Below are 13,387 nucleotides of genomic sequence, written 5' to 3'. Positions count from 1 at the left end.
CCGGCCTTCAGGGCCGCGCGATGTGGAAGATGCGTCGGGGATGAAGTTCGCCGCGTTCGATCTCGCCGAGCGCGATCAACGCGCCGTCGGTCGTCACGGAGACCGTACCTTGGAAGGTCGGGGCATCCCGTCCGCGCAGCAGCACCGGTTGCCCATTGAGCAGCCGAGCCGCCTCCGCCCGATTGACGGCGAGCGCCGGGATGTCGTCCAGCGCCGTCTCGACCGGAAGGAGAGCGTCAGCGAGACCATGCTCGCCGGCGGCACCCTGTCGCAATTGCTCCAGTTCGTCCAGTGAAATCGCGTCCTCTTCGGTGAACCCGCCGACCACGGTGCGGCGGAGCGCCGTCACGTGGCCGCGGCTTCCGAGCGCCCGGCCCATGTCGCGGGCGAGCGCGCGGACATAGGTGCCCTTGCCGCATTCGGCCTCGAACACCGAGCGGTCCGGCCCCGGCGTCTCGACCAGCTCCAGCCGATGCACCTCGATGGTGCGCGCCGCGAGCTCGACCTCCTCGCCCTCGCGCGCGAGATCGTAGGCGCGCTGGCCGTCGATCTTGATCGCCGAGAACTTCGGCGGCGTCTGCTCGATCGAGCCGTGGAACGACGGCAGCAGCGTGCGGATCTGCTCCACGGTCGGCCGGACGTCCGAGCTCGCGATCGGCTCGCCCTCGGCGTCGTCGGTGTCGGTCTCGACGCCCCACAGCACCTCGAAGCGGTAGACCTTTCGACTGTCCATCACGTAGGGCACGGTCTTGGTCGCCTCGCCGAAGGCGATCGGAAGAATGCCGGAGGCCAGCGGATCGAGCGTGCCCGCGTGGCCCGCCTTCTTCGCCTGGTAGAGCCAGCGCGCCTTCGACACCGCATGGGTCGAGGTGACGCCGATCGGCTTGTCGAGGATCAGCCAGCCCGAGATTTCGAGGCCCTTCTTGCGGCGGCTCACCGGCCGTCCTCCGGCCCGTCCGGCGACGCGTCGTCGTCGGCCTCGAGGTCGCGCTTCACCTCGGGCGAACGCAGCAGGGCGTCAATCTGCGCGCCACGCTCGAAGCTTTCGTCGACGCGGAAGCGGATGTCGGGCGCCGACTTCAACTCCAGCCGCTTCACCACCAGCATGCGGATCTGCTTGCGGTTGGCCTCGAGCGCCGTGAGCACCTTCTTCACGTCCTTGCCGCCGAGCGGCATGACATAGGCGGTCGCGAGCTTGAGATCCGGCGTCATCCGCACCTCGGGCACGGTGACGACGTGCTTCTCGAGCACGGGATCGGGAATCTCGCGCCGCTGCAGCACGTCGGCCAGCGCATGGCGCACGAGTTCGCCCACGCGGAGCATGCGTTGCGACGGGGCTTTAGAGCCCCCGGGAGAACGGGACATTTGGCTTGTTCCTCATGCGCCTATGCGGCGGCTGGCTTCGCCAGCTGCGCCGTCAGGGCCGGGATCGGACCGGCCGTGAGCGGATAAACGAACGACCCGCGGCGTGAGCCGCGGGTCGCAAACGGTTCGAACGTCGGACGCGTTTAGAGCGTGCGCTTCACTTCCGTCACGCGGTAGCACTCGATGACGTCGCCCGCGCGCATGTCCTGGTAGTTCTCGAAGGACATGCCGCACTCGGTGCCGGCGCGGACTTCCTGGACGTCGTCCTTGAAGCGCTTGAGCGTCGAGAGCTTGCCTTCGTGAATGACCACGTTGTCGCGGATGAGGCGCACGCTGGCGCCCTTCTGGACCACGCCGTCGGTGACGAGACAGCCGGCGATCTTGCCGACCTTCGACACCGCGAAGATCTCGCGAATCTCGGCGTTGCCGAGGAAGTCCTCGCGCCGCTCCGGCGACAGCATCCCGGACATCGCGGACTTAATGTCGTCCACGAGATCGTAGATGATGTTGTAGTAGCGGATCTCGGTGCCGGTGCGGTCGGCGGCGTCGCGAGCTTCCTTCAGCGCGCGGACGTTGAAGCCGATCACGGCCGCGTTCGAGGCCGCGGCCAGGATCACGTCGCTTTCGGTCACGCCGCCGGCGCCTGAGAGCAGGACGCGAGCGCCCACCTCGTCGTTGCCGAGCTTCTCCAGCGCCTGGACGATCGCCTCCACGGAGCCCTGCACGTCGCCCTTGATGACGAGCGGGAACTCCTTTTTGCCGGCCACCTTGATCTGCGACATCATCTGCTCGAGGCCCGAGACGCGCACCGTGGCGCGCGCCGCGGCCTGCTCGCGCTTCTGGCGCTGACGATAATCGGCGATCTCGCGGGCGCGGGCTTCGTTTTCGACCACCGCGAGGCGGTCGCCCGCCTCCGGCGCGCCGTTGAAGCCCAGGATCTCGACCGGGGTCGAGGGTCCCGCCTGCGTCAGCGTGGCGCCCTGGTCGTCGACCAGCGCGCGCACCCGGCCCCATTCGGAACCGGCGACGACGATGTCGCTCTGCTTCAGCGTGCCGCGCTGGACGAGCACGGTCGCGACCGGACCGCGGCCGCGGTCGAGCTTGGCTTCGATCACAATGCCCTCGGCGGCCCGATCCGGGTTCGCCTTCAAGTCGAGAAGCTCGGCCTGCAGCTGGATGACCTCGAGCAGCTTGTCGAGGTTGGTCCCGGCCTTGGCCGACACCTCGACCTCCAGCGTCTCGCCGCCGAGCGACTCGACCTGGATCTCATGCTGCAACAGGTCGGTGCGGACCCGCTGCGGGTTCGCGTCCGGCTTGTCGATCTTGTTGATCGCCACGATGATCGGCACGCCCGCGGCGCGGGCATGGTTCACCGCTTCCGCGGTCTGCGGCATGACGCCGTCGTCGGCGGCCACCACCAGCACCACGATGTCCGTGGCGCGCGCGCCGCGCTGGCGCATGGCGGTGAAGGCGGCGTGGCCGGGCGTGTCGATGAAGGTGATCTTGCCGCCAAGCGGCGAGGTCACCTGATAGGCGCCGATGTGCTGGGTGATGCCGCCGGCCTCGCCCTTCACCACCGCCGTGTGGCGGATGGCGTCGAGCAGCGACGTCTTGCCGTGGTCGACATGGCCCATGATGGTGACGACCGGAGGCCGCGTCACGGCCTCGCCGTCCACATCGGCGGCGTCGAACAGGCCTTCCTCAACGTCGGACTCGGCGACGCGCTTGACGGTGTGGCCAAGCTCCTCGGCCACCAGCTGCGCGGTGTCGGCGTCGATCAACTCGTTGATCTTCTTCATGACGCCCTGCTTCATCAGCAGGCGCACCACGTCAACCGCGCGCTCCGACATGCGGTTCGCAAGTTCCTGAACGGTGATCGTCTCGGGAATGATCACTTCGCGGGCCAGCTTCTCCTTGGGCTCCTGGTGCCCCTTGCCCGACATGCGCTGAACGCGACGGCGGTAAGAGGCGACGGAGCGGGTGCGGTCTTCGCCGGTCGCGCCCGTCGCGGTCGCGATGGTCAGGCGGCCGCGCTCTTTGGTCGGAGCGGTCTTGGCGCGCTCCGGCTTTGCAGGCGTGACGGGGCGTGACGGGGCGGCGCCGAGACGCCGCGGCGCGGCGCGCGCGGGCTCCTCGGGCTCGGCCATCGTCGGGCGACGCACGCCGCCGGGCGCGGCCGAGGTCGGCGCGCTGGGACGGCGGACCGCAGGGGACGCGGCGGACGGAGCGGGCGACGCCGTCGGAGACGAGGACGTCGGCGCAGGCGCCTGGTCGCCAAGACGCTTCGCGGCCTCGGCCTCGGCCCGGCGCTTGGTCTCGTCTTCCTGGGCCCGGCGCGCGTCCTCCTCGCGCTTGCGCGCTTCGGCGGCGAGACGCTCGCGCTCCTCGTTCGCCTCGCGGATGATCCGCGCGCGGGCTTCTTCTTCGGCCTTCTTGCGATCTTCGGCCTCACGGACGCGAGCGCCGGCGAGCGCCTGGGCGCGGGCGCCCATCTCGTCGCTCGTCAGGGTGCGCAGCACCATGCCGCCGGGGCCGCCGCCGCGCGACGGGCCGCTCGGACGTCCGCTCGGCGCGGGGCGCTGCGGGCTCGCACTTGCAGGAGACTGCGGCGCCGCGGGACGCGGCGCGCTCGCGGCGGGCGCCTGGGGCGCGGCCGGGCGCGGGGCGGCGGGAGCCGCCGCCTGCGTCGGCGCAGCCGGCGCCTTGGCGGTCTCGCCCGGTCCGAGCGTGCGCCGCTTCACCTTCTCCACGACCACCGCGTTGGTGCGCCCATGGCTGAAGCTCTGCCGCACGACGCCCGGCTCCGACGAACGCTTCAACGTCAGCGTCTTCGGCGAAGCGGTCAGCGTCTTGTCGCCCGTGTTTTTCGTATCCGTCATGCCTTGTCCGTTCCCGCGGGCTCGCCCGCGCCTGTAACTGTCGCTCCGACGGCGTCCGTCGGAGGGGGTCCGTCGCCGCTTACGCCTTCATAACGCGCGAGCGCGTCGCATCGTGCGAGGAAGGCGGCGCTGACCGGACCTGCGAGCAGCGCTGCATGTACCACATTCGACCGCCCCAACGCCAAGTCCAATTGACCTGAGCGAAACAGGCTCATCACCCGCAGACCGGAGCCTTTTCCGAGCCGCGTGGCGGTCTGTCTCAGCTTGCGGAGGCCGTCGGCTCCCGCGTCGTTCGCCTCCACCAGCGCCAGGACGGGCTCTTTCGCGAGCGCCGCCTCGACCTTTGCGAAGCCGCAGATCACACGGCCCGCCTTGTTGGCGAAGCCGAGCATGGCGAGCGCCTGGCGCTCCATCAAATCGCGCACGCTCGCATCGAGCGCGGGATCCACCGCGGTCGCGCCGTCCTTGAACCCGCGCGCGAACGCCTTCTTCTTCAGGGCGAGGCGAACCGCGTCCGCGGTCGCCGTCACCCACACGCCCCGGCCTGGAAGCTCGCGCTTCAGGTCCGGGACCACCGTTCCGTCCGGCGCGCGGACGAAACGTATCAAGTCCTCGACGGGTTTCGCCTCGCGCGTGGCGACGCAGGTGCGCTCCGGCGCCTTGCGGTCGTCCTCGCGTTCAGCCACGTCCGCCTCGTCCGCTCCGCTCAGACCCGCGCCTCGCCGTCCGCGACGTAGGCCTCTTCGCCCTCGACCGCTTCCGGCTCGGGGGGCAGAAGGTCGGCCTCGTCGATCCAGCCCGCCTTGACGCGGGCGGCCATGATCATGGCCTCCGCCTCGTCGCGCGACAGGTCGAAGCCGTCGAGCGCGCCGGCCTCCCGCTTCGGCTCGGGGCCGGAACGGTCGATCCAGCCGATCAGGTCGTCGGTGGCGCAGCCCGCGAGATCCTCGACGCTCTTCACATCGTTTTCGCCGAGAGCGACCAGCATGGCGGTGGTGACGCCCGGCACTTCCTTGAGCGCGTCGTCGACGCCGAGTTCGATGCGCTTGGCGTCGTGCTCCGCCTCGATGCGGGCGAGATAGTCCTGAGCGCGGGCCTGGATCTCGGCCGCCATGTCCTCGTCGAAGCCCTCGATGGTCGCGAGCTCGGACGGCTCGACATAGGCGAGCTCCTCGACGGAGGCGAAGCCTTCCGCCGCGAGCAGCTGGCCGAGCGTCTCGTCGACGTCGAGCGCTTCCATGAAGGCTTGGGTGCGCGCGGTGAATTCCTTCTGGCGCCGCTCGCTCTCCTCGGCTTCGGTGAGGATGTCGATGTCCCAGCCGGTCAGCTGCGACGCGAGGCGCACGTTCTGGCCGCGGCGGCCGATGGCGAGCGAGAGCTGGTCGTCGGGAACCACCACCTCGATCTTCTCGGAGTCCTCGTCGAGGACGACCTTCACCACCTGCGCCGGCTGCAGCGCGTTGACGATGAAGGTGGCCGCGTCCTGCGACCACGGGATGATGTCGATCTTCTCGCCCTGCAGCTCCTGCACCACGGCCTGCACGCGCGAGCCGCGCATGCCGACGCAGGCGCCGACGGGGTCAATGGAGCCGTCGCGCGAGATCACGGCGATCTTGGCGCGCGAGCCGGGGTCGCGGGCGACCGCCTTCACCTCGATGACGCCGTCGTAGATCTCCGGCACTTCCTGGGCGAACAGCTTCGCCATGAACTGCGGATGCGTGCGCGACAGGAAAATCTGCGGCCCGCGAGGCTCGCGGCGCACGTCGTAGACGTAGGCGCGGACGCGGTCGCCGGGGCGGAACATCTCGCGCGGCAGCAGCTCGTCGCGGCGCACGATGGCCTCGCCGCGGCCGAGGTCGACGATCACGTTGCCGTACTCGACGCGCTTCACCAGGCCGTTGACGATGTCGCTGATGCGCTCCTTGTACTCCTGGTACTGACGGTCGCGCTCGGCGTCGCGCACCTTCTGCACGATCACCTGCTTGGCCGACTGGGCGGCGATGCGGCCGAAGTCGAACGGCGGCAGCGTGTCGGCGATGTAGTCGCCCGGCTGCGCCGCGGGGTTGCGCTTGCGCGCGTCCTCGACGGCGATCTCGATGTTGTCGTTGTCGACGAGGTCGACCACGAGCATCAGCCGCGACAGTCGGATCTCGCCCGACTTCGGATTGATCTCGGCGCGGATCTCCGTCTCCTGGCCGTAGCGCGAACGCGCGGCCTTCTGGATCGCGTCCTCCATCGCCTCGAGCACGATGCTCTTGTCGATGACCTTCTCGCGAGCGACCGCTTCGGCGATCTGCAGCAGTTCGAGCCGGTTGGCGCTGACCGCCATTGACGTCACCTCCGTCCCTTAGGGGCCGGCTTTGCGCCGTTCCCCTTCGCATTCCCGCTCCACCGGCGGGCCGGCCGCGCGCCGGACGGCGCAGCGGCGTCAGTGTCTTCGTCGTTCGCAGCCGGAGACGGCGCGCCGTCGTCCGTCATCGGCACGTCCTCGTCGGCGTCCTCGGGCGCGCGGCCCGCGGCCTTGGCGCGCCGGAGCGCCTCGCGGACCAACTCGTCTGTCAGGATCAGCCGCGCCTCGCCGACGTCGGCGATCGGCAGTTCGACCCGGGCCACCTCGTCCTTGGCCGCGTCGTCGCGGCGCAGGATCGCCTTGTCGCCGGCGACGCCTTCGAGAAAGCCCTTGAAGCGCTTCCGGCCGTCGACCGGGATCTCCATCTCGACCTTGGCGAGGTGGCCGGCCCAGCGGGCGAAGTCGGAGACCCGCACCAGCGGCCGGTCGATGCCGGGCGACGACAGCTCGAGGTGGTAGGCCTTTTCGATCGGGTCCTCGACGTCGAGCACCGGCGACACCGCCTTGGACGCGACCTCGCAGTCGTCGACCGTGAAGGTGCCGTCCGGGCGCTCCACCATGATCTGGAGCGTGTAGCCGTTTCGTCCGGAGGACTTCACCCGCACGAGGCGGAACCCGAGGTCCATCAGCGTCGGCCCCACGATCGACGCCACGCGCGCGTCGACGCCGCTCTCGGTGACGAGGCGGGGTTCGTCGAGCGGGCTGTCGATCTCGGTCGCGATGGCGTCGGCCATGAAATCCATTCGGCTAAAAGGTTTGGGAGCGGGCCCGGGAGGACCCACCCTCGAAGGGCTCATCCGAGCCAGTCGACGATGTCATTGAGTGAGGCGGATATACGCGCCTTGCGGGCGGATCGCAAGAGCGCGGCCCCGGTCCGCCGCCGATGGACAGGCCGCGGCCGCCCGTGCAGACATGCGGCCCAACAACAACAAACGTCATCGGGAGGACCGCATCATGGGTTCGCTGTATTCGGCCGAGCATCGGGCGCTGCAGGAGGAGTTCGGGTCGACCCGGCTCGCAGGCTTCCTTGACGAACATCACGTCACCGACGCTCTGAGCGATAAGGACTTGGCCTTCGTGGCCTCGCGGGACTACTTCTTCCTGTCCACCGTCGATCCCGAGGGCATGCCGACCGTCTCCTACAAAGGCGGGCCGGTGGGCGTGGTGAAGGTGCTCGGGCCGAACGCCCTCGCCTTCCCCGGCTTCGACGGCAACGGGATGTTCTATTCGATGGGAAACGTCGAGGGGCAGGCCAAGGTCGGGCTGCTGTTCATCGATTTCGAGACGCCGCACCGGCTGCGCGTGCAGGGAACGGCGCGGGTGCAGCGTGAGGATCCGCTGATCGGGGCGTGGCCGGAGGCGAAATACGTGGTCCGGGTCGACGTGACCAAGGCCTGGGTCAACTGTCCGCGCTACATCCATAAGCACGTGCGGGTCGAGACCTCGAAATACGTTCCGGAAGCCGGGAAGACCACGCCGCTCGCCGCCTGGAAGCGGCTCGACATCGTGCAGGAGACGCTTCCCCCGGAGGAGCGCGCGCGGGCGGAGAGCGAAGGCCTGCTCGACCTGCCTTCCTATGAAGCGAAGCTCGTGACCGGCGACGCCTGAGGCTCGTCGTTCCTTCGTCGCAGTCGCAGCCCGATGGTTCCGCCCTAGTTCGTCGCTCGCATCAGGAACAGGAGGGCGTCATGCACGTCACGCTAGAGAACGCCGAAGCCGCCATCGCCAAGGCGATCGAGAAGGCCCGCGAGATCAACACCTTCATGTGCGTCGCAGTGGTGGATTCCGGCGCCGACCTGAAGGCCTTCCACCGCATGGACGACGCCTGGGTCGGCAGCATCGACATCGCGATTAAGAAGGCGAAAACCGCCGTGTTCTTCGGCATGCCCACCGGCGAGATCGGCAAGCTGTCGCAGCCGGGCGCGCCGCTGTTCGGGATCGAGCATTCCAACGGCGGGCTGATCACCTTCCCCGGCGGCCTGCCGATCGTGGACGAGAACGGCGTCATGATCGGCGCGATCGGGGTGAGCGGCAGCTCGGTCGAGAACGACCACGCGGTGGCGACCGCAGGCGTCGAGGCCCTCGGCTCGTCGGAGCTCCCCGCGCACCCTTGGAGGACCTGAGCGAACGCCGTAAGACCGCCGGCGCGGCGACCTGCGCCGCGCCTAGGAGGCCTCACGCTCATGCCCGACGTCCGCTCGATCTGCGCCATCGGCCTCCGCGGCCAGATGGGCCTTCACGGCGTGCTCCCCTGGGAGGGCGACCGTCGCGCGCCCTTCGTCGAGGACGTCGCGCGCTTCTTCGACATCACCCGCGGACACGTGCTGGTCGCGGGCCGCAAGACCATCGAGGCGATCCCGGAGTTCGCCCGCGGCGACCGCACGCTGTTCGTCACCGACCGCACGATGGAGCCGCGCGACGTGCTCGCCCGCTTCCCCGACCGCATCGTCTACGTCGGCGGCGGGCCCGTCGCCTGGGGCGCCTATGCGCCGTACATCCGGCACTGGGACATCAACCGCCTCCCCTACGACGGGGATGCGGACCGCTGGTTCGACCCGGCCTGGCTGCTGGCGGGCGGGCAGGCGCTGGAGTTCTGAGCCGCGAGGCTCACTCCACCGCCAACCGCTCCTTCGCCTCGCCAAGCCGGTCGGAGAGATCGGCCAGGTTGCCCACCAGATTCCTGAGCGCGAACACGAGCCCCATGGTCGGGACGGCGGCCGCCACATCGATCAACCGAACAGTCTCGCCGTCGCGAAGATGCGCCACGGCGTCGTCGAGCGCGGCGAGCCGGGCGTCGGCCTCATCCCGCTCGGAGGTCACGTCGCGGCCGGAGGCGACGCCGTCGAGCATGTCGGCGGCCGCCAGGATGACCGCGTCGGCCAGCGGCCCGACCAGCCGGCGGGTCGCGTCCGGCGCGGCGTTCAACGCGCGCTCGACCGCCACCGCGTCGTTGCGGACCCGCCAGAGCGTCCGGGCGAGCGCCGCCCGTCCCTCCGCGCCCGACCGGGCGCCGGGCGCGCGGCGCGCGTCGGCCACCGTCTTCTCCAGCGCCGCGAGCTTGCGGCGGATCGCGTCCTGCGCGCCAAGCAGCGCATGGGCGCCTTCCGGTCCGCGACGGCGGGTCGGCGCGCCGCGGAGCAACGCGGCGATGTCCTGCGCCACGCCGCGCGCCTCGCGGGCGAGATCCCGGTCCACATGCGCGGGGAACACGATCAGCGTCGTCGCCACGCCGATCGCGCAGCCGAGCAGCACCTCAGCGACGCGCTCCGCCGCGACCACAAGGGCGCCCGACTGGTTCGCGGTGGCCACCAGCAGGATCGCCGCCGTGATCGGCGCCAGCCGCAGCATGGGACGCCCCGCCGCCGCGAACGACAGCAGCGCGACCGTCGCCGTCAGCACGACCGAGGTCGCGACCAGGGACTGTGGATGGAGAAAGCCCGCGGCTCCGCCGACGATCGCGCCGACCACCGTCCCGACGGCCCGTTCCTGGGCCGCAGCCACCGTGCCGCCGACGCTCGTCTGGACCACGATGAGCGCCGAAATCACGCTCCAGTAGCCTTGCGGCAGCGACAGTAGCGTGGCCGCGACGAAGGCCGACGCCGACGCCACGGCGACCTTCGCGGCGAACTTCAGGTCGGCGGCGTGCCGGTCGGCGAAGGTGAGGCGCATCGCATATGTCCCGTCGATGACGTTATGGCGCGACCGGCGCCGGCGCGAAGACCCGCGAGATCACGCTCCGCTATTCTCTCGCACGCGGTTTCGGGCTAAAGCTGGGGTTCGAACGGGCGGCCTCCGCCGCCCCGCGGAGCTTCAAAGACCGTTCTGGAATGACAGCCCACACTCCCAAGCTCTTCGTCAAATCCTACGGCTGTCAGATGAACGTCTACGACGCGGAGCGCATGGCCGACGCGCTCGCGCCCGAAGGCTACGTCGAGACCCAGTCGGCGGACGACGCCGACCTCATCATCCTGAACACCTGCCACATCCGTGAGAAGGCCGCCGAAAAGGTCTATTCCGAGCTCGGCCGCATCCGGAAGATGAAGCAGGAAACCGGCCGCAGCCCGAAGGTCGCGGTCGCCGGCTGCGTCGCGCAGGCCGAGGGCGCCGAGATCCTGAAGCGTGCGCCGGTCGTCGACCTCGTCGTCGGCCCGCAGAGCTACCACCGCCTGCCGGAGCTTCTGCGCGAGGCCGCGGAAGGCCGCCGGCCGGTCGACACCGAATTTTCGGTCGAGGACAAGTTCGACCACCTCTCGCGGCCGGCGCCGAAGGCGATCCGGGGCCGCCGCGTCACGGCTTTCGTCACCGTGCAGGAAGGCTGCGACAAGTTCTGCACCTTCTGCGTGGTGCCCTACACCCGCGGCGCGGAGGCCTCCCGGTCGGTGGCGCAGATCGTCGCCGAGACCGAGCGCCTGGTCGCCGCCGGCGTACGCGAAGTGACGCTGCTCGGCCAGAACGTGGACGCCTTCCACGGCGAGGGACCGGACGGCCGGGCCTGGTCGCTGGCGCGCCTGCTCGAACGCCTGGCCGAGGTCGAGGGCCTCGCGCGGCTGCGCTACACCACCAGCCATCCCCGCGACATGGACGACGACCTGATCGCCGCCCATCGCGACCTGCCCAAGCTGATGCCCTACCTGCATCTTCCCGTGCAGTCCGGGTCCGACCGCATCCTTGCCGCCATGAACCGCAAGCACACGGCCGACGAATACCTCCGGCTGATCGACAAGGTGCGCGCCGCCCGGCCGGACCTGGCGCTCTCCGGCGACTTCATCGTCGGCTTCCCCGGCGAGACCGACGCCGACTTCGAGGCGACGATGGCGATCGCCCGCGCGGCGGACTACGCCAGCGCCTTCACCTTCAAGTACAGCCCGCGGCCCGGCACGCCGGCCTCCGACATGGCCGGCCAGGTCGAGGAAACGGTGAAGGACGAACGGCTGCAGCGGCTGCAGGCGTTGATCTCCGAGCAGCAGTCCGCCTTCGCGCGCTCGCTGATCGGGCGCCGCATCGACGTCCTGCTCGACCGGCCGGGACGCCATGCGGGCCAGCTCGCCGGGCGCTCCCCCTATCTTCAGCCTGTGCAGATCGTCGCTCCCGGGGCTAACCTCGGCGACGTGATCGACGCCGTGGTGACCGACGTCGGCGCCAACAGCTTGTTCGCCGCGCCCGCGGGCGGCGCGCGCGACACCCATCGTGAGCCCGCGGAGGCGACCGCTTGAGCGCGGACAGCACCGTCAAAGGTTTCGATCCGTTGCGGGGGAACGCGGCCACGCCGTCCCCGCGCAAACCCGGCTTCGCCCGTGAGACCTCCTCGCCAGCGGAAGTCACCATCGCCTTCGACGACAACCGGCACGCCTCGAGCCTGATGGGCAGCCACGACCAGAACCTCGCTTTCCTCGAGCGACGGCTGGGCATCGAGGCCACGGTGCGCGGCAATCATGTGGCGCTGCGCGGCCCGGCCGAGGCCTGCCGCCAGGCCCGCAAGGTGCTGGAGAGCCTCTACGACCGGGTGAAGCGCGGCGAGTCCGTCGCCCTCGGCGACGTCGACGGCGCGATCCGCATGGCGGCGTCGCAGGGGCAGCTGTTTCCCGCCGACGGCGACGGCCCGCGCCCCGGCTTCGCCCAGGTCGCGACCCGCAAAAAGACCATCGTCGCCCGCACCGCGGCCCAGGACGCCTACATCCGCTCGCTCGGACGCCACGAGCTGGTGTTCGCGACCGGGCCCGCAGGCACCGGCAAGACCTACATCGCGGTCGCCTGGGCCGCCGCTCTGATCGAGCGCGGCGAAGCCGACCGCATCATCCTGTCCCGCCCCGCGGTCGAGGCCGGCGAGCGGCTCGGCTTCCTGCCGGGCGACATGAAGGAGAAGGTCGACCCCTATCTCCGCCCGCTCTACGACGCGCTCTACGACGTGATGCCGGCCGAGAAGGTCGAGCGCGGCATGACCTCGGGCATGATCGAGATCGCCCCGCTCGCCTTCATGCGCGGCCGGACGCTCGCCAACGCCGTGGTGCTTCTCGACGAAGCGCAGAACACCTCATCCATGCAGATGAAGATGTTCCTGACACGTCTCGGCGAGAACAGCCGCATGATCATCACGGGCGACCCGACGCAGATCGACCTGCCGCCGGGCCAAGTGTCCGGGCTCGCCGAGGCGGTCGGCCTGCTCGAGAACGTCGAGGGCATCGGGGTGACGCGATTCTCCGCCGCCGACGTGGTGCGCCATGAGCTCGTCGCGCGGATCGTCCGCGCCTACGAGGGCGCGCACGAGAGTCCGAGCGTATGAGCCCGGATCGATCTCCCCCCGTCGCGCTCGAAACCGTGCGCGACAGCGAACTCTGGGACGCCCTCCCCGACGCCGAGGCGCTTGTGGCCGCCGCCGTCATCGCCGCCTTCGACGAGGCGGAGCTTGACGCCCTCCCCGACGCGGAGCTTGCGGTGACGCTGGCTGACGACGCCCGCGTCCGCGAGCTCAACGCAGCGTGGCGAGCTAAAGACACGCCCACCAACGTGCTCACTTTCCCGGCTTTTGAGCCGGACCAGATGGCCGACGCGCCGATGCTCGGCGACGTGATCCTCGCCTACGAGACCGTCGCCCGCGAAGCCGAGGATGAAGGCAAGCCCTTCTCCGCCCATCTCTCCCATCTCGTCGTCCACGGCGTGCTGCATCTCTTCGGCTTCGACCACGTCGTCGACGCCGCGGCGGAGGAGATGGAGGCGATCGAGACCCGCGCCCTCGCTCGCATCGGGGTCGCCGACCCCTACGCCGACGCGCCTGAAACTCTCCGAACGGTCTGAC

General features: G+C 70.1%; 13 protein-coding genes. 6 read left to right on the top strand and 7 right to left on the bottom strand.

The features are described 5' to 3' along the window. Positions 1 to 7 precede the first annotated feature (7 nt). From truB to rimP, 6 genes are all read right to left on the bottom strand, one after another. Positions 8 to 937, bottom strand: coding sequence for a tRNA pseudouridine(55) synthase TruB (truB, locus tag JOD31_RS10625; RefSeq protein WP_204950282.1), 930 nt, complete (start codon positions 935 to 937; stop codon positions 8 to 10). After that, the gene (gene rbfA, locus JOD31_RS10620) at positions 934 to 1,365 is read right to left on the bottom strand and encodes a 30S ribosome-binding factor RbfA (RefSeq protein ID WP_204950281.1); all 432 of its coding nucleotides are present in this window, start codon (positions 1,363 to 1,365) and stop codon (positions 934 to 936) included. Before rbfA ends, truB begins: the two co-directional genes overlap by 4 nt. A 143-nt stretch (positions 1,366 to 1,508) precedes the next feature. Next, positions 1,509 to 4,244, bottom strand: coding sequence for a translation initiation factor IF-2 (infB, locus tag JOD31_RS10615; protein ID WP_204950280.1), 2,736 nt, complete (start codon positions 4,242 to 4,244; stop codon positions 1,509 to 1,511). Next, on the bottom strand, positions 4,241 to 4,930 hold the full coding sequence (locus JOD31_RS10610) for an RNA-binding protein (protein WP_204950279.1): 690 nt from the start codon (positions 4,928 to 4,930) through the stop codon (positions 4,241 to 4,243). Before JOD31_RS10610 ends, infB begins: the two co-directional genes overlap by 4 nt. 20 nt (positions 4,931 to 4,950) lie before the next feature. Further along, positions 4,951 to 6,573, bottom strand: a complete 1,623-nt coding sequence (nusA, locus tag JOD31_RS10605) for a transcription termination factor NusA (protein WP_204950278.1) — start codon at positions 6,571 to 6,573, stop codon at positions 4,951 to 4,953. A gap of 5 nt (positions 6,574 to 6,578) precedes the next feature. Next, entirely contained in the window at positions 6,579 to 7,328 is a 750-nt protein-coding gene (gene rimP, locus JOD31_RS10600; RefSeq protein ID WP_428980905.1) for a ribosome maturation factor RimP, read from the bottom strand. A 220-nt stretch (positions 7,329 to 7,548) separates the two neighbouring features. On the opposite strand from rimP, the gene JOD31_RS10595 reads away from it, so the two are divergent. The 3 genes from JOD31_RS10595 to JOD31_RS10585 all read left to right on the top strand — a co-directional run bounded on the left by JOD31_RS10595 (position 7,549) and on the right by JOD31_RS10585 (position 9,191). Further along, on the top strand, positions 7,549 to 8,202 hold the full coding sequence (locus JOD31_RS10595) for a pyridoxamine 5'-phosphate oxidase family protein (protein ID WP_204950276.1): 654 nt from the start codon (positions 7,549 to 7,551) through the stop codon (positions 8,200 to 8,202). A gap of 80 nt (positions 8,203 to 8,282) precedes the next feature. Beyond that, complete coding sequence (locus JOD31_RS10590) at positions 8,283 to 8,717, top strand: GlcG/HbpS family heme-binding protein (protein ID WP_204950275.1); 435 nt, start codon at positions 8,283 to 8,285, stop codon at positions 8,715 to 8,717. Between the two features lie 60 nt (positions 8,718 to 8,777). After that, positions 8,778 to 9,191, top strand: a complete 414-nt coding sequence (locus JOD31_RS10585) for a dihydrofolate reductase family protein (protein ID WP_204950274.1) — start codon at positions 8,778 to 8,780, stop codon at positions 9,189 to 9,191. A gap of 10 nt (positions 9,192 to 9,201) precedes the next feature. On the opposite strand, the gene JOD31_RS10580 is transcribed toward JOD31_RS10585, so the two are convergent. Then, the gene (locus JOD31_RS10580) at positions 9,202 to 10,263 is read right to left on the bottom strand and encodes an FUSC family protein (RefSeq protein WP_204950273.1); all 1,062 of its coding nucleotides are present in this window, start codon (positions 10,261 to 10,263) and stop codon (positions 9,202 to 9,204) included. A 158-nt stretch (positions 10,264 to 10,421) separates the two neighbouring features. Between JOD31_RS10580 and miaB the strand changes: the two genes are divergently transcribed. Genes miaB through ybeY form a run of 3 tightly spaced genes read left to right on the top strand, consistent with a single transcriptional unit; the run spans position 10,422 to position 13,386 of the window. After that, complete coding sequence (gene miaB, locus JOD31_RS10575; RefSeq protein ID WP_204950272.1) at positions 10,422 to 11,807, top strand: tRNA (N6-isopentenyl adenosine(37)-C2)-methylthiotransferase MiaB; 1,386 nt, start codon at positions 10,422 to 10,424, stop codon at positions 11,805 to 11,807. Then, complete coding sequence (locus JOD31_RS10570) at positions 11,804 to 12,874, top strand: PhoH family protein (RefSeq protein WP_428980904.1); 1,071 nt, start codon at positions 11,804 to 11,806, stop codon at positions 12,872 to 12,874. Before miaB ends, JOD31_RS10570 begins: the two co-directional genes overlap by 4 nt. Further along, entirely contained in the window at positions 12,871 to 13,386 is a 516-nt protein-coding gene (gene ybeY / locus JOD31_RS10565) for an rRNA maturation RNase YbeY (RefSeq protein WP_204950271.1), read from the top strand. Before JOD31_RS10570 ends, ybeY begins: the two co-directional genes overlap by 4 nt. Position 13,387 lies beyond the last annotated feature (1 nt).

Source organism: Methylopila capsulata, assembly GCF_016907975.1.
Classification (GTDB): Bacteria; Pseudomonadota; Alphaproteobacteria; order Rhizobiales; family Methylopilaceae; genus Methylopila; species Methylopila capsulata.
Note: the sequence above shows the minus strand (reverse complement) of the source record. Positions and strands in the feature narration are given on the sequence as shown.